The sequence below is a fragment of the Verrucomicrobiota bacterium genome (assembly GCA_039192515.1).
Lineage (GTDB): Bacteria > Verrucomicrobiota > Verrucomicrobiia > Methylacidiphilales > JBCCWR01 > JBCCWR01.
Map to the genome: position 1 here is coordinate 17,826 of JBCCXA010000003.1, position 19,590 is coordinate 37,415.

General features: G+C 42.0%; 16 protein-coding genes. 1 reads left to right on the forward strand and 15 read right to left on the reverse strand.

Annotated features, from left to right (window positions below):
- Positions 1 to 40: 40 nt before the first annotated feature.
- From AAGA18_02265 to AAGA18_02335, 15 genes are all read right to left on the reverse strand, one after another.
- Positions 41 to 2,401 (reverse strand): hypothetical protein, encoded by a 2,361-nt coding sequence (locus AAGA18_02265; GenBank protein ID MEM9444154.1) that lies wholly within the window; start codon positions 2,399 to 2,401, stop codon positions 41 to 43.
- A 19-nt stretch (positions 2,402 to 2,420) separates the two neighbouring features.
- Positions 2,421 to 4,937 carry a hypothetical protein gene (locus tag AAGA18_02270; GenBank protein ID MEM9444155.1) on the reverse strand — a complete coding sequence of 839 codons (2,517 nt, stop codon included), beginning with the start codon at positions 4,935 to 4,937 and terminating at the stop codon, positions 2,421 to 2,423.
- Between the two features lie 94 nt (positions 4,938 to 5,031).
- On the reverse strand, positions 5,032 to 6,018 hold the full coding sequence (locus tag AAGA18_02275) for an Amuc_1099 family pilus-like system protein (protein MEM9444156.1): 987 nt from the start codon (positions 6,016 to 6,018) through the stop codon (positions 5,032 to 5,034).
- An 18-nt stretch (positions 6,019 to 6,036) separates the two neighbouring features.
- Complete coding sequence (locus AAGA18_02280; protein MEM9444157.1) at positions 6,037 to 6,987, reverse strand: hypothetical protein; 951 nt, start codon at positions 6,985 to 6,987, stop codon at positions 6,037 to 6,039.
- Positions 6,984 to 8,819 (reverse strand): pilus assembly protein PilM, encoded by a 1,836-nt coding sequence (pilM, locus tag AAGA18_02285; protein ID MEM9444158.1) that lies wholly within the window; start codon positions 8,817 to 8,819, stop codon positions 6,984 to 6,986. The genes AAGA18_02280 and pilM overlap by 4 nt, the downstream gene beginning before the upstream one ends.
- Before the next feature lie 24 nt (positions 8,820 to 8,843).
- Positions 8,844 to 9,476 carry an Amuc_1102 family pilus-like protein gene (locus AAGA18_02290; protein MEM9444159.1) on the reverse strand — a complete coding sequence of 211 codons (633 nt, stop codon included), beginning with the start codon at positions 9,474 to 9,476 and terminating at the stop codon, positions 8,844 to 8,846.
- 198 nt (positions 9,477 to 9,674) lie between these two features.
- A complete protein-coding gene (locus tag AAGA18_02295; GenBank protein ID MEM9444160.1) occupies positions 9,675 to 11,495 on the reverse strand; it encodes an Hsp70 family protein in 1,821 nt (606 codons plus the stop codon).
- Positions 11,492 to 11,935 carry a hypothetical protein gene (locus AAGA18_02300; GenBank protein MEM9444161.1) on the reverse strand — a complete coding sequence of 148 codons (444 nt, stop codon included), beginning with the start codon at positions 11,933 to 11,935 and terminating at the stop codon, positions 11,492 to 11,494. Before AAGA18_02300 ends, AAGA18_02295 begins: the two co-directional genes overlap by 4 nt.
- Before the next feature lie 104 nt (positions 11,936 to 12,039).
- Positions 12,040 to 12,408, reverse strand: coding sequence for an iron-sulfur cluster assembly accessory protein (locus tag AAGA18_02305; GenBank protein ID MEM9444162.1), 369 nt, complete (start codon positions 12,406 to 12,408; stop codon positions 12,040 to 12,042).
- A 99-nt stretch (positions 12,409 to 12,507) separates the two neighbouring features.
- Positions 12,508 to 13,995 (reverse strand): NADH-quinone oxidoreductase subunit N, encoded by a 1,488-nt coding sequence (locus tag AAGA18_02310; protein MEM9444163.1) that lies wholly within the window; start codon positions 13,993 to 13,995, stop codon positions 12,508 to 12,510.
- Positions 13,995 to 15,470, reverse strand: a complete 1,476-nt coding sequence (locus tag AAGA18_02315) for an NADH-quinone oxidoreductase subunit M (protein ID MEM9444164.1) — start codon at positions 15,468 to 15,470, stop codon at positions 13,995 to 13,997. The genes AAGA18_02310 and AAGA18_02315 overlap by 1 nt, the downstream gene beginning before the upstream one ends.
- Positions 15,471 to 17,339: an NADH-quinone oxidoreductase subunit L gene (gene nuoL, locus AAGA18_02320; GenBank protein MEM9444165.1), complete on the reverse strand. Its 1,869-nt coding sequence runs from the start codon at positions 17,337 to 17,339 to the stop codon at positions 15,471 to 15,473.
- A 3-nt stretch (positions 17,340 to 17,342) separates the two neighbouring features.
- The gene (gene nuoK / locus AAGA18_02325; protein MEM9444166.1) at positions 17,343 to 17,666 is read right to left on the reverse strand and encodes an NADH-quinone oxidoreductase subunit NuoK; all 324 of its coding nucleotides are present in this window, start codon (positions 17,664 to 17,666) and stop codon (positions 17,343 to 17,345) included.
- Between the two features lie 2 nt (positions 17,667 to 17,668).
- Entirely contained in the window at positions 17,669 to 18,178 is a 510-nt protein-coding gene (locus AAGA18_02330; protein MEM9444167.1) for an NADH-quinone oxidoreductase subunit J, read from the reverse strand.
- Between the two features lie 91 nt (positions 18,179 to 18,269).
- A complete protein-coding gene (locus AAGA18_02335; protein ID MEM9444168.1) occupies positions 18,270 to 18,842 on the reverse strand; it encodes an NADH-quinone oxidoreductase subunit I in 573 nt (190 codons plus the stop codon).
- Positions 18,843 to 19,015: 173 nt separating this feature from the next.
- Between AAGA18_02335 and AAGA18_02340 the strand changes: the two genes are divergently transcribed.
- Positions 19,016 to 19,489 (forward strand): hypothetical protein, encoded by a 474-nt coding sequence (locus tag AAGA18_02340; protein MEM9444169.1) that lies wholly within the window; start codon positions 19,016 to 19,018, stop codon positions 19,487 to 19,489.
- The last annotated feature ends 101 nt before the right edge of the window (positions 19,490 to 19,590 follow it).

Sequence of the window (19,590 nt, forward strand, 5' to 3'; positions counted from 1 at the left end):
CAAGTGCCATTTATATTTATAATAGCCCCGTGCGCTGGATCTATGCCTCTGGATTATATGGCTGACCGTCAGGACGTATGATGCGCACGGTAACAAAGATCATGAGATGCTTCTTGATAGATCTTTCCGCTTCACTTCTGAAAGCCCTTCCAACCAAAGGCAAATCACCTAGGATAGGTACCTTTTCGTCAACTAAATCTATATCTTCACGTATCAGACCGCCTAGGACCATAGTCCTTCCATCTTCTATTTCGAGTTTAGCACCCTCTATAGTGCGCATGGAAAATACTGGCTGATTAATTGCATTCTCATTAGCTAGAGCCAAAGAAAAAGTGTTATCGCTATTCTCGACTACATCAAAAATCCTTGATCCATAGTTAATGAAACCATCAAACTGAACTACTTCGGGAACTATTTCAATAAGCACCCTCTTCCTATCAGGGGTAATAACAGGGTAGACAGTCATAGAAACACCTACATCTTGTTTCTGGAAGGCTACAGGCCATGCTGGAATAACAGTTGCAGGAGTAAAATCACCTGTCACTAATACCAAATCACCTACGTCTACATCTCCACTTACCTGTTGAATTTGAGGAGCATCAAAGTCGGTAGGATAAATAAATTCACGAACCACTTTGATTTCACCTTTGACGCTATTATTCACTACTACAGAAGGCGCCGTCATAAGGTCCGTGCTTTTTTTCTGATCTAAAGCGTCTAAGATATAAGCCAACTCATGGCTATTTGAAATTTGACCGTAAATAGCTAGTCTATTAGTTGCACTATTGTCAAAACCACCAGACCCTACTGTATCCGCTGCCGAACGAGATTCGATTTGTCTATCCAAGCTATTTTGGCGGAAATTTCTAATTCCCTTCATGTTAGTTCTGACTTCCGCATCTCCCAATAGCAGATCTGTTCCAGGAACCGAGCTTACACCTAGAAAATCTCCCTGTATTGCTAGATTATTGGTGAGAGCTACCAGATCCTCTTGATTTATTTCCACAAACCTGGCTTCCACTTTAACCAGCAAATTCTCGCTTGAATTTGTAACCGACACCAGCTCCTCAACTAAGTCAATTTGATCTTGGGTATTTCTAACAGTTAATATACCTCTACTTGGGCTGTAGGAAGCCGTAGCACCTTCGGGAAAATCAACTCCCTTGTCTTCAAGGGACTTGGTAATTCTTGTTCTATCAGATAAAACGGTCGTTTCACTAGCTGCGCTAGATCTTCTACGACGCCGGCTACTTGTATCATCCTCGGTAACCTCACCTGTAGCTTCAAAGAAAGAAGCATCTACAACAAACTCTCTGCTCACCAACACTTCTGATCGTTCATCTAGGCTCACGATAAAAACAGCGTATTCCTCTACTCTATATTTCATGGCAGCTAAGGTTGTCACATAGCGTAGCGCCTCCCCGATAGGTATAGATCTTAGACTTATGCTAAAGGCATTTTTCGATTGTGCCGCTTTGTCTTTTAAAATGAAGTCAATGCCCTCACCCTCAGGATCATGAAATTGAGATTGCTGCTTCAGATAACTAACGGCATCTTGTATAGTAGCTCCTTTGAAATTGATCTCCGGGATAATAATATTTTTAAGTTTGTTGTTGATATTAAACTTATTGCTGCGCTGCAGAGGCTGCCTGGTGACCGGTGTCACTTCTTCCAACACGTCCTGTTGCTGGCGATCACTCCATGCTTTCCTAACTATATTGGCATTTTCCTTCTGTTTCGCTTTACGGCCAATATCCATAGCGTGTGCTCTTTTCTTGTGAAGATTTTCAAGTTTTTTGGCCGCAACCTTATTGTAAGGATCAATAAAGATGACCTTATTAAAAAGTTTTTCCGCCTCGTCATATTGTCCTGTGGAAACCAAGTCATTTCCTCTCTTGATTAAATCAGATACCTCATTCAGATTTCTTACAAACCTCTCATCCACGGCTGGATTGATAATTTTACCATCCTCGAGGCCTAGAATCCTCTCCGCATCATCAATAATTTCATAAACTGAAACTTGATCTGGATCTAGACTCACAATTTCTTTCCCCAATTCAATTGCTTTAAACCAGTTCTTTTCCTCTAGCAACTTATTTAGCTCCTGTATTTTTATATTAGCCTTATAGCGCTTGGCCTGGGTATGTATTTCTTTTCCAGGCCCAGTATTGGGAACTGAAGCCAGTATTTTATCAATTTGCTCCGAAGCTTCCTGGAATTTACCTTCCAATATCAGGTTTCGAGCCAGGCTGAGATCTTTTGTCGCACTTAGGACCAGCTCTTGTCTCCTTATTGACTCCTTTTGTAAGATAGATGAGGCTTGATCATTCTGGGCAACAGCTCTACTGAACGCGCCCAGAAGCGGGATGGCTATAGTAAGAAATAAAAGAGATTTAAACATAACTTGCTTCACTTTTTGATTAATTTGAAATAAACAATTCTTCCTCAGTCTCGGTTAAAAATTCGGGAGTTCCATCGGGATTTACCAGTCGTGCTGTTACAAATAATGTGAGATTACTCTTCACATCTCTGGTAGTCTGACTTCTAAACAGTCTTCCTATCAATGGAAGATCTCCAAAGAAGGGCACTCTGTCCTCTATTTCCTCAACGTCATCCCTAATAAAACCACCCATAACAACTGTCTGACCATCAACCACTTTTACTTGCGTCTCAACACTCCTAACCGTAAAGACAGGTTGAATAGCCACCGCATCAAAAATAACAAAAGGATTATTCGCGTCTACTGGGTTAGCTGAGGAAACGTCTCCCCCATAGTTGATAAACCCATCAAATTCGCTCACAATTGGCTTTAGCTCGAGGTCTATTGTGCGGTCACTATTAGCTGTAGCTTTAACATCCAAAATAATACCGATACTTCTACTTTCAAAAGCTAATGGTCCGCCTGGCTCCGGTATTCTTGTTACAACGGATCTATTATTATTGGTCTGAAGAGGCTCAGGGGCTTCATACTCGGTTGGGTATAACATTTTCCTAGCAATATCTATCTTTGATCTTTCTCCGCTAATAAGCGTAACTCGAGGAGCAGCCATCAGATCACTACCCAGGTTTGTCTCAATTGCACTAATTAAGGCTCTGAAACCGGATTCAGCAATGATGCCGCTAAATGAAAAAGTATTGGATGATCTCGAACTTAAAGTCTGACCAAGTAAATCATCAATACCATCATTGTCTAGACCTGCAGTCGATCTAAGTCCGGCCGTAGCTACACCACCCTTGGCCACCTCTAGAGCAGTGCCATTGATATCTACGGTTTGAGCTCTATCGATAGCAAAATTTGGAGCAGTAGATCCATCTGCTGAAAAACCACCCGTAGTGACACCAGAGGGATCAGCAAATTCATTAGCTGGATCTGTTAAAAATTCATTGGTGTTCTGATCAAAGGAACCGCGGTCCTCTGTAAAAAATAAGTCAAAAGGATTCGGCATGCCATCAACTAGAGCCTGATAGGTAAATGACAAATCTTTCAAGCTGTCCTCTTTGAATTGAATAAATTTTGCTTCTACCTCTATCTGTTTACTGTTCGGATCTTGGCGGGCTAATAACTGATCTATTAGATTCAGTTGATCTAAGGTATTTTTTACAATGAGTTTAGCAGCTCTTGGCAAATAAGTGGCCTTTGCACCCAGGCTAAACTGAACACCATTACTCTCTAATTCCTGCTTCACATCTATAGAGGCTACTTCAACTGTCCTAGCGGTGGTGGCACCTATAGTAACATCTGTTGTTGTGAGTGGCGTATTGAAAAAATTGGGAGGGACAGAGTAGCTTCTAACACTCATGACTTCATTAGTCTCGTTATTTGGAAAAATAAAGACCGCATGCTCCTCGATTTTATATTGAAGATTGGTCAAGGTCATAATGTATTCTAAAATTTGAAGCAGCGGTGCTCCTTTGATATCTAAAGAGACCGTTTTGTTGACATTTGAAGGTGGAGCTTCAGCACCGCCCTCGGCAGAACCTATGAAGGTAGGATCTGTTTTCAGCACAAAATTGATTCCTCGCCCCTCCGAATCAGCGTCGCGACTTTGTCTGGCGAGGTATTCTATGGCATCCGAGACATCAATCTCTGTAAAGGTTATTTCAGGTATGATAATGCTCTCTAATTTATTCTCAATAACGATAGCATTATCTTCTACTTGTTGATTACCTTGAACCTCAACGGCACTCTGTTCTCTAACCGACCTTGTAACCTCGATGTTCCATCCTTTTTGAACCTCGTAAAATGCTTTTTCTCTTTCCGCATGATAGCGAAGGTTAATGGCGGTAATTTTTTCATCTTCAGCTTTAATCACTCTTCTCAAAGCAGTTTTATTGTAAGGATCTATCAGCAATACCTTTTTATATCTATTGACTGCTCGATCTAACTGCCCAGTCTCCATGAATCGGTCCCCTTCAAAGATAAGTCTTTGCACTTCTGAAACCTTTTCTACAAGCTCTGGTGTGGCAGCAGTACTTCCTTGAAATTGCTCTTGCAGTGACAAATCTTCCTGCTGCAATTCATTTACCTTAGCGCGGTACTCGCTATTGCTGGGAACCGCTGAAACAGCCTCAGTCCAGTATCTTAATGCCGCTTCCTTATCGCCTTTGGCCTCAGCCTCCCCAGCTAGTAGCGCATTGATCGAACCCAATGCTAACTTGGCTTCATTATGAACTGCTGAAGTAGGACCACCCGGCATAGTGTTTTCTATAATGCTTTGGAATCTCATACGAGCCTTAGTTAGCTCATTAGCGCCAAGAAGCTTATTGCCCTCATCTAAAGACTGCTTTAGCAGAAGCATCTTCTCCATTCTCGCCACAGACTCTGCTTGCACTACACTTGCAGAAGATTGATCCTGAGTGTAAGCACTAAATGGTATAAAGATTAAGTTTGTAAATAGAAAAAGTTTCAAAAGGCTTGGTTTATCGGGACAGCTCATGACTATGATCCTAATTTTATCTTATGTGAATTTTTATTGAGTTTTAGGTAAAAACATGTATTGGTCAAGGATTTAAATTCTTTAGTATTCTAATTTATTCATTTGTCCCAATAGGTATTTTTTGAGGGATGACAATTCTTTTTCCTGTATCCACATCTAAAATGTCTATTAAGCGGCTCTCCCCCTCCTCTGATCCCGGATTCACTAGCTTATAGGCTTTGTCTCCTATAAGAAATTCTTTTCCTCTACTAACCTTGGAAGGCTCTATATCCAAATCGGGAACATCCAATGCTAATTCCACCCAACTTTCCGGAGAATCAATTCGCTCACCCTTCGGCAGTACTAGCTTTTGTCCTGGAATCCTCATGTCCTCTAAAACTAAAGTGGAATTGTCTACGGTTTTCTTCCCTCCAGTGGCAGGATTAACAATCTCTTTTACATCTTCTTTAAAATCTACGATTTTGTAGTCCTCAAGCATATCCCCTATCTTTACCAATCTGGAACGATCTCCCGTCTTCACATCCACAAGATTGATCTGGAAGCTATAGATTCCCCCTGGCTCTCTATTATGAGATCTAAACACCATACGAAAAGGTATATACTCATAGTTTACTACACGAATCTTGTATTTCAGATCGCCTCTATCTTGGGGATCTACTGGGCTGGTCTTAAGGACATACTCCTCGTAATTTGTAAAGCCATCGTTATCTTGATCTAGATGGCCAATTTTACTCTCAATTGAAAAATTATATTTTTGTTTCCATCCGATCTGAATGCCCTCAGGGTCAACTACATCTGGAAGTAAAACATCAATCTTCCCAGTCTCTGGAGCATAAGCAATGAGCCTAGCCCCGAATAGGCGATGCTGTAGTGGTGGCGTTTGAGAAGATGACTTGAGGCCCTCTAGCAGACCCGCATATCTTTGATTATTCCAAGGCTCAACCGTTTGAGGTGCATTTCTATTTACAACATCTGCAAGCTTGTGAGAAAGAAATGATTTGGTCAACATGCCGATGGTTACTAGCACGAGCACCCCTATCAGCACCAACTGCTCGGGAAGTATTTTTTTATCTGCGCTCATAACCTATTTCTTCGCCACTTATTTTCTCTTTGGCTTTTGCATAGCCTCTTGCACTCTAGCATTTAGCTCTTCTATTCCTTGCTCACCTTTCCAGACAATCATATCCACCCGGATTCGCGCTTTTACCTTCTCTTGACCCGCAATCTGACGATATAGAAGACTATCACTCTCCTCATCTCCAGACTGTGATGTATTGAGTTTGGTAACATCATTTTTCTGTGGGAATGTAGCAATTTCATTTTTCAGAGATACAAAGCGACTCACAAGAATTAGCTTGGACGCTGCGATACCATTCACCACCTTAGACAGGGCTTGAGGCGAGGCAATAAACTCAATCTCAAAAGGGTAAACGTAGTAAAGCCCCTGGCCACCGGGTAATACTTTTGCCTTCAATTCTTCATCCCCGAAGGCAGTACCGCTCTCAACCAGTACTCTCTTGAAGTTAAGGATCTCACTAACACCGGCTTCAATCAAAATATCTGCTAAAGTAAATAGGCCAATCATCTGCCGGCCTAATTCTAGAGTAAATTCATTCTTAGGACTCTCTAAGCGATATCTTGCAAAGCCAAAGAAAAAATCCTCCGCGTAGCTCACTCTCTTTTCTTTCGCTTTGGCATCCGCCTGCTCACCTTTTTCAAACAGAAGCTTCTTCCAGTTGTCTTTTGATAGCCCCTTTTTATCGCCAACCATGATTTCATCAAAGAGCACTTCTGTTTCCTCCAGCACCGGAACAACCTCCGCAGCTAATGCATCTGCTTGCTCAAGATTTACTTTAATCTCCTCCAAGCTTTTTGCGTTCGGATACGCACCACTTGTCTCCAGTCCGCGGATTTTACTTTGTATACTTCTCTTTGATTCATTCGCCTTATCAAGCTGTTGCGAGCTAAAAAACCATCCTGCACCACCCATTAGCCCTACAACTACAAAAACCCCTATAAATAATTGAAGATGTTTGGGGATATCCTTCATGGCGTCAGATCTGGTTGCTCCTCTTCATTAAACCGAGCATGTATTAGATACTCTAGGGCTATCTTGTCTTTCTCTGGCTTTTCGCGCTTCACGATCTCAACACTCTTGGCATCCTCAGATCTGAAATAGTCCGTGTCTTTAAGATTATTTTCAAAGCTGTTGACGATACCAGGTTTTTCTCCTCGCTCGAATAGCCCACGAATGATCAATACCTCCCCTTTAGGAGCTAAGTTAAGTTCAACTGGAGCTTGCCGAGACGCACTTCGCCGATCCTGACGATTCCGTGACGCACCAGATCGCGGCCGTCCTGTACGAGTTTGCGCCACTGGCAAATTTTGTGGTATCTCTTCCACGTGAGGCAACTCTACATTTCTAGCTGAACGAACGGAATCTTCATCTTCAGCTTTATTGTATGTAAGATTTATTTCTGTAATCCATAAACCGGGCGAAACTGCCCCCTGCAAGCTTGTAATGAGTTCAGGCCAAAAATCACGCTGTTGCTTAAGTTTAAGAGCAGAGTCTACTTTTAATTTTGCGAGATCGTACTTTAGTTTGACATCGTCAATATCTTTGCGAAATCGGTCTTTTTGGCTATACTCAGATTTTAAAGTCAAAATTATTTTATCAACCTGCATAGCCATGAACATATTAGTTCCAGCTGTTATCAGGAAAAAAAGAATCCATACAGCAACAGCAGCCCAGATAAAAGGCATCCTTTTTCCTTGATCCTTTTTAGCAGAAAAGGAGGGAGGATCTAAATTAATCTCAACTGGCACATCCCCAGATTCGCGCAAGGCAAGTCCTACTAACGAGCCGAGCAAACCGACTTCCCCATTTAATTTTTGACTATCAATATTTGGTGAGACTATAACGTTTCTAAGTGGATTGAAAAATTCTACAGGCAAGTTCAATTTATCATTAAAGAATATATCTGAATAGGCCATTAGACTCGTTCCACCTGACAAATATACTGCCTCAGGAGCTTTACCTCCTTGTTGGTTTCGATAAAAACTAATAGATCGACTTACCTCTGCATGTAGTCTAGAAAAGATGCCCCGAGCGATTTTTGAAATCCTGGCAGCGGCTGCGTCATCAGGGTCCTGGTATGCTCCACCAAGACCGACAAATCCTTTACCTTTTTTAAGCAGCTCGGAAGCGATAAACGGCTCTTGGAACTCATTTGATATATTTTGAGAAATGAGGTGTCCTGCTATAGGAACTGTTCTGCAAAAAACTTGGTGACCATCTACGAATATAAGATTAGAGCTCTTTGCCCCTATTTCTATGATCAGATTACAACTCGGGTTATCAGGATAGTTATATTTAAATGCGTTGATAATAGTTAGAGGCGCTACATCTACACAACCTAACTTTAAATTCGAAGCTGACATCAAGCCTGCTATATCCTCAACAAGATCCCCTTTCATGGCGACTATGAGCGCCTCCGTATCCGGAGCTCCCTCACGTCCTAGGATTTGATAATCCCATACGACCTCATCAATAGGGAAAGGCACATTTTGCTGAGCCTCAAAAACAATCATCTGGCTTAACTGCTCAGGAGCCACAGCGGGAAGTTTAACAAATCTCGTGAAAACAAAATGCCCGGAGACACAACAATGAATTTTACCAGAAGAAAAGCCGATTCTCTGGAGCGCCTTTTGCAAACTCTGCAACAGAAAAGGATTGCGATCTTGTTCTTTGTTAGGATCTATACCCAGATCTTCAACAGCGTAATTCTGCAAAGTCAAACGTGCATTCGAGTCCACTATAAACTCGGCCAATTTCAGCGAGTTTGACCCCAGATCAACAGTTAGAACTTTTCCTGAAGGCACTTTCTTCCTACCCCAAAGGTATTATTATCTGTTAAGAGGCTTGTACTGATTATAAAGTAATGCATTCGCAGTCCACCAGGGTGAATCTTTTGCCTCAACTAAGGCATCACGGACTTGCTTGCCTTGGCGATACCAGTTTTCATCAAAATCCGAAATGATGAAGTCCTTACTGCCAACTTCACGCCCCCTGACTAACGCCTTTACATGTATATTAAAATCTTTTATTCCTCCTTTTTTGAAAAAACTAGCCCCCATTTTTTCACCTCCATAACGTAGTAGGGCCGTCGGGGATAGATACATGGCTACTAATTGGTCTCCTCCAACTGGGACATTGATAAAATTGCTCTCCCCTATGAGAGTCACCTCTTCATCATTGTTGAGTGCGTCTAGCGCGGCAATGAAGAATTGAAAACTTAACTCCTCTAATAAATCACTATCTCCATCACTTTCCACCGTAAACTCTACTTCAATCTCTTTCCAATCCTCCTTGAGAATATTGTTTCGAGACCTTCCACCGCCTGGACCAACCGACTTAACATCATCAATTTCAATTTCATCAATAATTACTTTAACATCCTGCGCATAGGCCTGCGGTGTCATCAGGCAGACTATGAGTGTAGCTGTGAAAAAAGCACGCAATAGGGAATGAAGCGTCATGATCATCAATTACAGTAGTACAACGACCTAAAAAGCGTCAATCTTTTTACGCTTCTAGCAGTGGATTCTCGCAAAAGGCCCACATCCACGGGAATATACATCATTAAAGCACTTGTAACTAAATCTACCTAGACAGCAGCATAGGAATTCTAACCCGTTGACTTAGAATATATTACAACCAGGATGAAAATTTAGAACCTACAGTACTCCTTTCTTGGTCAAAGCAGCTTCTAGCGCTCGATCCATTAACTTCTCTGCTAAAGGACGAGTCTTTTCATCGAGTTCTCTTAATTGTTGTTTAAGTTTTGTCAGGTTTTTTTCTTTTTGAGCTTGCTTGAGCTGTCCAAGGATAAGTTCTAACTCTTTTGCGCAAGTCTCCTCAACCTCGCCTTTCAACATCTTCAAAGCCGTCATGGCAGCTTTCATTTGCCTCTCTGCCTTCATATTCGTCTCTATCCACCTACGCTCATTCATGTCCTCAAATGCGTAATCTACAGATTCTGAGACCATGCGCTCTACTTCCTCATTACTTACATCGACGGCCGAATTAATCCGAAGCACCTCCTCTTTATTCGACTCAACATCCCGAGCTAAAACCTGAAGTACCCCATCGGCATCAATTTCAAACTGAACTCCAACTTTAGCACTTCCCCTAGGGCCTGGTTTAAAGGGAATCTCGAGACCACCAATACACCAGTTGTCATTTGCAAGCTCTCGCTCACCTTGTAAGACTTTAATTGCCATAGAACTCTGCGCGTCAACAGCATTAGTAAAAAGCTCACCAGCTTTAATAGGAATAGTCGAATTACGTGGGATGATGACATTCATAAGCCCTCCAAAAGTTTCAACACCAAGGGAGAGCGGTGTCACATCCAAAAGGGTAATATCGCTTATCGCGCCACTCAACATACCTGCTTGAATCGTGGCCCCTAATGCCACCGCTTCATCCGGATGAATACTGGTATCTGGCACCAAGCCAAAAATATCACCAACTAAAGCTTGGATAAGCGGCATTCGCGTTTGCCCACCTACTAAAATAGCTTTATCTAGCTGATCTAATTTTAGCTTACTGTCTTGCAAGGCTCTTAAACAATGCTGTTTAGTTTTCTCGATAACTGGGCGGGCTAAGCGCTCTAAATCACCTCGTGTAATCTCTTTCTCAAAACTAAAGCCATTGCGTAAAAATGGCAGACTAAGCATCGACACATCACTCACTGAAAGTTCACATTTCACCCTTTCTGCTTCCAATCTTATTTGCGCAGACTCTTCAGAGAGTAATTGGTCCCCCATACTGTCTTCCACCTGTGATTGAATCCAATCTGAAAGAGCCCCATCAATATCATCTCCCCCTAGCTGGGTATTGCCATGAGTCGCCAAGACCTCAAAAACTCCTTTATTCAATTCTAAGACTGAAACATCGAAAGTCCCACCACCCAAGTCATAAACAATACCCTTCAGCTCGTCTTTCTCACGATTTAGACCATACGCTAGTGCTGCCGCAGTAGGCTCATTAATCACACGCTCGACCTTCAACCCCGCTAACTCCCCTGCTCTAATAGTGGCCTGCCTCTGACCGTCATTAAAATATGCAGGCACTGTGATGACCGATCTACCAACATCGCAACCAAGATAAACTTCGGCATCACTTTTTAGCTTTAATAAGACTTGGGCTGCTACTTCCTCTGGCAACATCTGTTTTGATCCGGCCTTTAAAATAACAGTATCACCATCGCCTCGGCCAACTTGATAAGAAACAGCCAACACATCTCCCGTAAGATCCCCAAAACGTCTTCCCATATAACGTTTTGATGAATAAAAAACCTCATCTGGCTTGTGAGACATCATTCTCACTGCATCCTTTCCAACTATGAATCCACTATCCTTCTTAAAGGCTACTACCGAGGGGGTCAGCTTATCTCCATGACTATCTGGAATAAGGACTGGAAATCCACTGTCTATTACCCCTACTGCGGAATTAGTCGTTCCTAAATCAATACCAATAATTACCTCATCGTTCACAATAGCTGTCCTACAAGAAATATCTTTTCTTCCATCTGCTTCTCCCACTTACTTAAGAAAGATTCCCGTAACATCAGATCTTTAATGAGCTTGAAATCCTTCTTACCCTCAATCCACAATTTATCTAATACCTTTAAATCTTTCTTTAAAATAGCTCTTATCTGACCTAGCTGAACGGATAACTCTTGCAAAGCATCCATAGACTCTACTAACTCTTCTGCTTTTAGAGCTCTTTCTAACTCGCTTACCTCTCGAGTCTCCTCAAGCACGCTATCAACCGATCTAAAAACTCCTGCAACCCGCATAAATAAATCCGCCAAAGAATCTGGCACCTGATCAGCGGTTGAAGAAATATCTTCTCCCTCATGCTTCAATAACTCGACTAGTCTAAGCCGTGAATCAGATAAGGTTTGGTAAGCTGCATTTATATCCTTTGCCATATTATCATCCTGACAATGTTGACGAAGTTCATGAAATTTCTCTTTCAAGACTTCTATATCAAGGTACGGACGAGGATTTTCCTTAAAAACTGAAAAAGCACTCATTAAGCACTAAAACTCTCCCCGCAAGAACAATGTGCTTCTGCATTTGGGTTAGTCACTTTGAAACCACCTTTTTGCAAATCATCACTAAAGTCGATTTCAGATCCGCTCACAAAAAGTGCGCTCTTCGGATCTACCACAATTTTGACCTCTCGTGAAGATACCAAGATATCTCTATTAGCTGGACCATCTACCAGATCCATTTTATATTGAAGTCCTGAGCATCCGCCTCCAACTATAGCAACGCGGAGAGCGCCCTCCGGCCTTTTTTGTCGAGTCAATAAGCCAGATAGCTGAGCAGCGGCTTTCTCTGTAAGCTTTACTAATCTCTCACTACCTACCTTATAATTTATATCCCGTTCAACACTCATCTTATTCGCTTTGGAGGCTAATTAAGTAAATTTTCAAAAACCTATAAGAAGAATAACTCGAAAACAAAAGAAGAAAAGTCTACAAAAGAGAAGATTCCATTATCCCGTAATCAACGCTAAGATGTCCATGATTGGTTGTTGGTTTATACCTAAGACGATTAGTCCTATGGATAAGACGATTACCAATACTTGGCCGGCCAGAGGCAGCTCAACTTTCGGAGCATCACCCAAGGGCTCGGACCAATACATCTGGCGCACTATGCCCAAGTAATAATACAACCCAATGACTGCTGCTATCAAACCACAGCTTAATAGCAGATAGCTTTCCTGACCAACTGTCTGATTTGCCACATCTGTTTCCCACACAGCAGCTAAGACACTGAATTTACCAACAAAACCTGCTAAAGGTGGCACTCCTGCCATTGAAATAAATGCAACAAGTAAGCCAAAAGCAGAAAGAGGTGCTCGTCGAGATAACCCAGAATACTTAGATAAATCATCACCGCCTAATTGCTCACTCAGATGACAAATAATAAAAAAGGCCAAAACAGCCGCAATTGCGTACAGGATTAGATACAACAACGTTGCTTGGTTCCCTCTATCTGAAACAGCAGCCAGCCCAAACAGCAAAAATCCTGCGTGTCCTATACTTGAATAACCCATCAACCTTTTAATATTTCTTTGAGGCAATGCTGCCAAGTTACCCAACAGCACCGTGAATCCCGCCAATAGTCCAAAAATCGCATGCGAATACTTATCCATCATACTGACACCAAAGCCGTCGAAGGCAAATAACCTCAAGAGCACTAGGAAGCCTGCTGCTTTGGATGAAATGGCTAAAAAAGCAGTTACTGGGGTGGGCGCGCCTTGATAAACATCAGGTGCCCAGATATGAAAAGGAACTGCGGCAATTTTGAAACCTAAGCCCACAACTATGCCTATGGCAGCTAATAGCAAAGCCGCTGTGACTTCATGATCAACTAAATAGACACTTATCTCAACCAAACGAGTGCTACCCACCGTTCCAAATAAAAAGGCTATGCCATATACTAGAAAGGCTGTGGACAGAGCCCCAATAATCAGGTATTTGACACCCGCTTCAAGAGACGCTCCTTCATTTCGCTGAAAAGCCACCAGCACATAAAATGAAATGGTAACTAACTCCAGCGCTACAAAAATTAAAGTAAAATCTTGAGCAGAAGATAGCAGCAACATCCCAATAGTGGGAAACAAGGGCATAATAAAAAACTCACCTTGGGAAAATGATAATCTCCTCTCGTAAGGCAAAGACATCCAAAGCACTAGCAAAGTGGCCACTAGAAAAAAACGCTTAAAGAAAATAGCCAAATGATCTACTGCATATAAACCTTCCCAGTGCACGCCCTCACTCAAAGGAAAAACAAAACTTAGAATGAGCACACCCAGAAGCCCAATCATCGCTACAGGACCTATGAATGACGATTTTTTCTCATCACTGCTGAAAGATTCCATGATTAGCAGAAGCAATGCTAGAAGCAGCAAGGAAACCTCAGGATACCTAAAAAGCGCTAACAATGCTCCAAGTTTAACTATCACTGCCTCAAACATTAAGCACCCCCTTTTCCGAGTAGAGTGGAAACGACTGGTTCAACCCATTGCAAAATGACATTGGGGAAAACGCCGACAATGACCAACCCCAACACTAACAATAAGTAGGGAGCACTCTTAGTCAAATCGAGATCCTTTACTTGGACGACTTGTTCTGATAACTCACCAAAGCAAATATTTCTTACTGCCCTAAGCATGTAAACCGCCGAGATCACAATTCCCCATACTGCAAGTATCGTTGCCCAATATAACTCTGCTTTCCAAGCTCCAAAATAAATCATCAACTCACCAGCAAAATTACCTAAACCCGGCAGCCCTATAGAGGCCATTGCTCCTACTATGAAATAAAAACTTAACCACGGCGCTTTCGAAGCAAGCCCTCCTGTCTCAGACATTCTAAGAGTTCCGACTCGCTCCCTAATTTCCCCCGCCAACCCAAATAGTAACGCAGCACTCAAGCCATGTGCCACCATCAAAACCACCATTCCAGATACCCCGATCACATTCATACTAGCAAAACCAAGGAAAAGATAACCCATATGCATAACACTGGAGTAACCAAGCATCAGATTGAGCTCCTTTTGCCAAATAGTCACAAGACCAACGTATAAAACGTTAAAGAGTAACAACACCAACAGTGGTGTCAAAAACTTGTCTACACCTTCTGGCAAATAAGGAACAGCCAGACGAATCAAGCCATAAAGACCAAATTTTTTCAACACCCCCGCATGGAGCATGACAGCTGAAACGGGTGATGTTGCATACCCTCTTGGGGCCCAGCTATGAAAAGGCCATAACGAAATTAAAATACCAAAACCTACTAACAATAAGGGGAAAATAATAGCTTGTTGCTCAGTTCTGAACCAATTCTTAGGTAACTCATTCTGAATCGTTTCTAAATTAAATGTCCTTAAGCCATCTGGCAGATAAAAATAAAATGCTAACAACCCAGCTAGCAAAATCATACTACCGAGCATCAAGTAGAGAGTCATTTGTGTAGCGGCAAATTTACGGTCATGTGTTCCCCATATCCCAATCAAAAGAAAAGTGGGAATAAGAGCTACCTCATGGAAGACATAGAGAAAAAACAAATCTACGGAGAGAAAGGCTCCTAGCCCTCCTAGACTAACCAATAATATACAAATATAAAATTCTTTCGCCCGCTTAACATCTTCATGAGCAACGCACACCGCCACAAAAGACACTACTGTTGTTAGTAAAACTAAAGGCAAACTCAAGCCATCCACACCCAAGTGCCAGGTGATCTCAAAAAAGCCAGCTAAGTTGCCTGCAGAACATTTGTTAGCAAATTGAAAACCATTGGCTTCAACATCAAATCCAATTGCCAAAGCCAAGCTGCCAATCAAGTTAATGAGGGTAGCCAAAAGAGCCGTGCGTTTCGCTGGAGCCCCCACAACAATGGCCAAGCAAGCTATCACAGGAACTACTAAAAATATTTCTAGCCAATAGCTCATCTAAAAAATCACCTTTTCAAACAACCAGTAACAAACAAAAGCCAGCCCCAAAATGAAGATGATGACATAGACTTGAACATTGCCTCCTTGAATTAAACGCAAGACCTCGCCAGACACAGAAGCTAAAGTTCCTGCTCCTCTTACAAGCAGACCATCTACTATCCACTTATCAACCCAAGCAATCATTTTCGATAGCTGTCTTTGACCTCCTACAAAAATGATTTCATAAACCTCATCAGTAAAAAATTTATGACGCGGAAAAATACTTAGTAACCTTACAAGCGCAAATGAACTGTTCTCAATAGGGTCTTTGGCCCTATCATGATACAAGAATAAGCCCAATCCAGTTCCTATCAGAAAAAGAATGATGGAGACAGCCATCACAAACCCTGCACCTTCCGTGTGTGGTCCCATCCCAACATAATCTGGTATATCAATAAAAACAATTGGCATAAATGAATGATGATTCCAACCACCGACAACAGATAGAACTGCTAAAATCGCCAGTGGAGCTACCATATACCAAGGTGATTCATGAGCATGCTTTACCGTATCCGAACGCCCTTTACCCAAGAAAGTCACAATCCATAAGCGCATCATGTAGAAGGCAGTTAGTGCAGCAGTAAACGCCAAAATCCAGAAGCAGGTTTGATGCGTAGCATCATGATAGTGATAAATCTCAAGCAAAATAGATTCCTTACTAAAGAAACCAGCCAGTAAAGGAAATCCCGTAAGAGCAAAGGTACCTATGGTAAAAGTTCCAAAGGTCCACGGCATTTTCTTGGCTAGTCCTCCCATCTTCCACATATCCTGTTCATGATGTAGTGCATGAATAATAGAGCCAGCTCCAAGAAATAAGAGCGCCTTAAAGAAAGCATGCGTTGTTAAGTGAAACATGGCTGCTTCGCTTGCCCCTGCGCCTACAGCAGCTACCATGTAACCAAGTTGTGACAATGTTGAATAAGCAAGAACTCTCTTGATATCATTTTGTTGAAGAGCAATGAGCGCAGCATATAGAGCCGTAATGGTTCCGACTAGTAGCACAGTGCTCATAGCCATTTGACTGATTCCTAAAACAGAGGAAACCCGGCAGAGCATATAAACACCTGCAGCCACCATAGTCGCCGCGTGTATCAATGCAGAAACAGGTGTAGGCCCTTCCATCGCATCCGGAAGCCAAACATGTAAAGGCAATTGAGCTGATTTCCCCACACATCCCGCAAATAATCCCAAAGCCAGAAGGTTTACTACATTTTGTGAAACTCCTTCAGGTAAAGTCTTTCCTTCTATTAAAGATGCCAATGTATCAAAATCCAGAGCTCCCCAAATACCCCACACACCCAAAATCCCTAGGATAAACCCAAAGTCACCAATCCGGTTAACAATGAATGCTTTCTTAGATGCCTCAGCAGCACTTGGCTTTTGAAACCAAAAGCCTATCAAAAGATATGAACTTAGTCCTACTAACTCCCAGAAAACAAACATCACTGCTAAGTTGTCGGCAAGGACAATTCCTAGCATAGAGAACATAAAGAGCGAGAGCTTGGCAAAGAATCGGGAAATCCCAGGATCTTCTTTCATATATCCTATCGCAAAAATATGAATAAGTAGTCCTACTCCTGTAACGACTAATAACATCAGTCGCGCAAGCTCGTCATCCATAGCCCCCAAGCTTATTTTCAGGCCAGGTAAAGAAACCCAATTGAAACTAGAAATACAGCCGTAGTCAAAAAACACACAGAGTGCTCCAATAAAAGACATAGCACAGGCACCAATGGAAAGCGCAACAGATCCCACTTTGGAGCGATGACACCCAATGGTAATCAATAATGCTGCCACTAGCGGCGATAATAAAATAACCCAATTCATAAGTTAAAATTTCAAACTCGATAACGTATCCGCATGAATCTCCTGTTTCTTACGATAAAGCGCGACAATAAGAGCTAAACCCACAGCTACCTCAGCCGCCGCTACTGTGATAATGAAGAACACCATCATGGTTCCGTTCATAGCTCCATCCGGATTAAAACGAGAAAAGGCCACCAATGCTAAATTTGCCGCATTCAACATCATCTCGAGTCCCATATAAATAATGATAATACTCCTTCTAGTCATTACTGCAGCTAGCCCTAGCACAAACAGTATGCCACTTAGCGCGATATAATGATTTAGGGTAATGACTGTTACAAATTCCACGATTACTTCGCCTTTGCTATCCTTCGGCTTAATAAAATCACACCGACAGTTGCCATCAATAAAAGCACCGCAGTGGCTTCAAAGGGTAATATGTAATCGCTAAACAATGATTTCCCGACTTCTTTTGCTCCAGGCATTTCAGCTCCACTATTCCAGTTGAGAGTCTTTGAGCCATGGGGAAGGCTATCCAATGCTTTAAAAAAGAAAATTCCCAGAATCGCGGTCATGAAAGCTACACCTCCCATTTTAAACCAAGGCAACGGACGCTTTTCCTCCGTAGGGATATCTAGCAACATGATGATGAACAAAAACAAGACCATCACAGCGCCTGCGTAAACAATGATCTGAACAACAAATAAGAAAAACGCTTCCAAGGTAAGAAAAAGAAGCGCTAAGAAGAAAAAGGCAGCGACTAGCGACATCGCAGACCCCACCGGATTCCGATTCAATATCACCGCTAAACCAGAGCTAACCAGCCCGATTGCGAAAATCCAAAAAAACAATGCTTCCATTAACTAGAAATCCGAACCTATAACTTAGCCAGGTTCGGTCAATGCAAAACCAATATACAATTGCCTTTTACATTCTATTCAATCTGAAAACTTACTTATTTTCCCATTTTTTGATAGGACGCGGGGTCACTCCTCCCATTTCTAATAATTTGTCTTTATGGTTCACCATTTCATCGCGATTCGTTCCCACTAGAGCATACTCGTCTTTAAGATAAATGGCTTCCTCAGGACAAACCTCTTCGCAGAGACCACAATAGATGCAACGCAACATATCTATATCAAAAGCCTTGGGAGCCTTCTCAACTTTAGCATGAACGCTATCAGCTGGTATGTCTCCTGGCGTGATGCGAATAGCGCGAGGCGGACATATAAACTCGCAAAGCTGACAGGAGACACATTTTGTCCGATCATCCTCATCCTTAACTAAGGTAGGAGCGCCCCTATACCCTGGAGGCAACGGCCACTTCTCCTCTGGATACTGCATGGTCACCATACCCGTGCTCGACATATCCATCAAAGTCCGCTCCTCCGGTTTAATTTCTTTTTTGAAAATCAGCCTCTTCCAAGTCTTGATTAAGTGCCTTAAAGTAATCAGCATCCCCCCCAGAATCGCCGGAAAATAAATCTTGTCTAAGAAACCTAGTTTCGGTCTTGAAACGATCATATACATTAAAAATACAGAAGTTCTGGCTTCGCGCAATTGTATATCTCCAATAATCAGATCATCTCGTTTAATTAGAACTTTTTGATTATTTATTGCAATAAAAGTGTTCTTCATTAAGAAATAACGTGTGTTTCGGGCAGATCTTGTATAAGAATAAAGTTCTGCTGCACACCGTGAAATTCCGCCCTTACATGATCGCTCCTCTGCTCTGCTTTGCTCTGGCTGCTATGCAATTTATTGCGAGTCGTGTAACCGATTTATCTCCTTGGAGAGGCGGTGGATATGGCATGTATACCGAGCCTCATCCAGTCACTTGCAGGACTGTTTGGTTAAGCCTGCTAGATGATGAAAAAGAAATCTACTACCGCATCTATCCTACTGATAGCAGACTTCACATATCTTCCATGAATTTAACTCCTCATGAGATGGACCTATTGAACAAATTCAAATACTTTGGAATGAAAATGTGTGTATTCCCCAACCGGTACCACGAGCAAAACCTTATTTGTAAAAGCCTTAAGGTAGTTCCGATTCTCACTTCTAATAAGGTATTTAGCCTTGAAAATAAGCTAACCAGTAAAAATGTATCTGTAGAAGTTTTCGAGATTCGCCTAAAAGACAAATATTGGCAAATCAATGAACTTTAGTTGCCTTTTTAGAATACTTTTTTCCATTAAGGTTGAAGACCTTATCCTCGTATTAATCATAACGGTCTTATCCTCTGAGGCAATCTCCGAGCCAGCTAGCT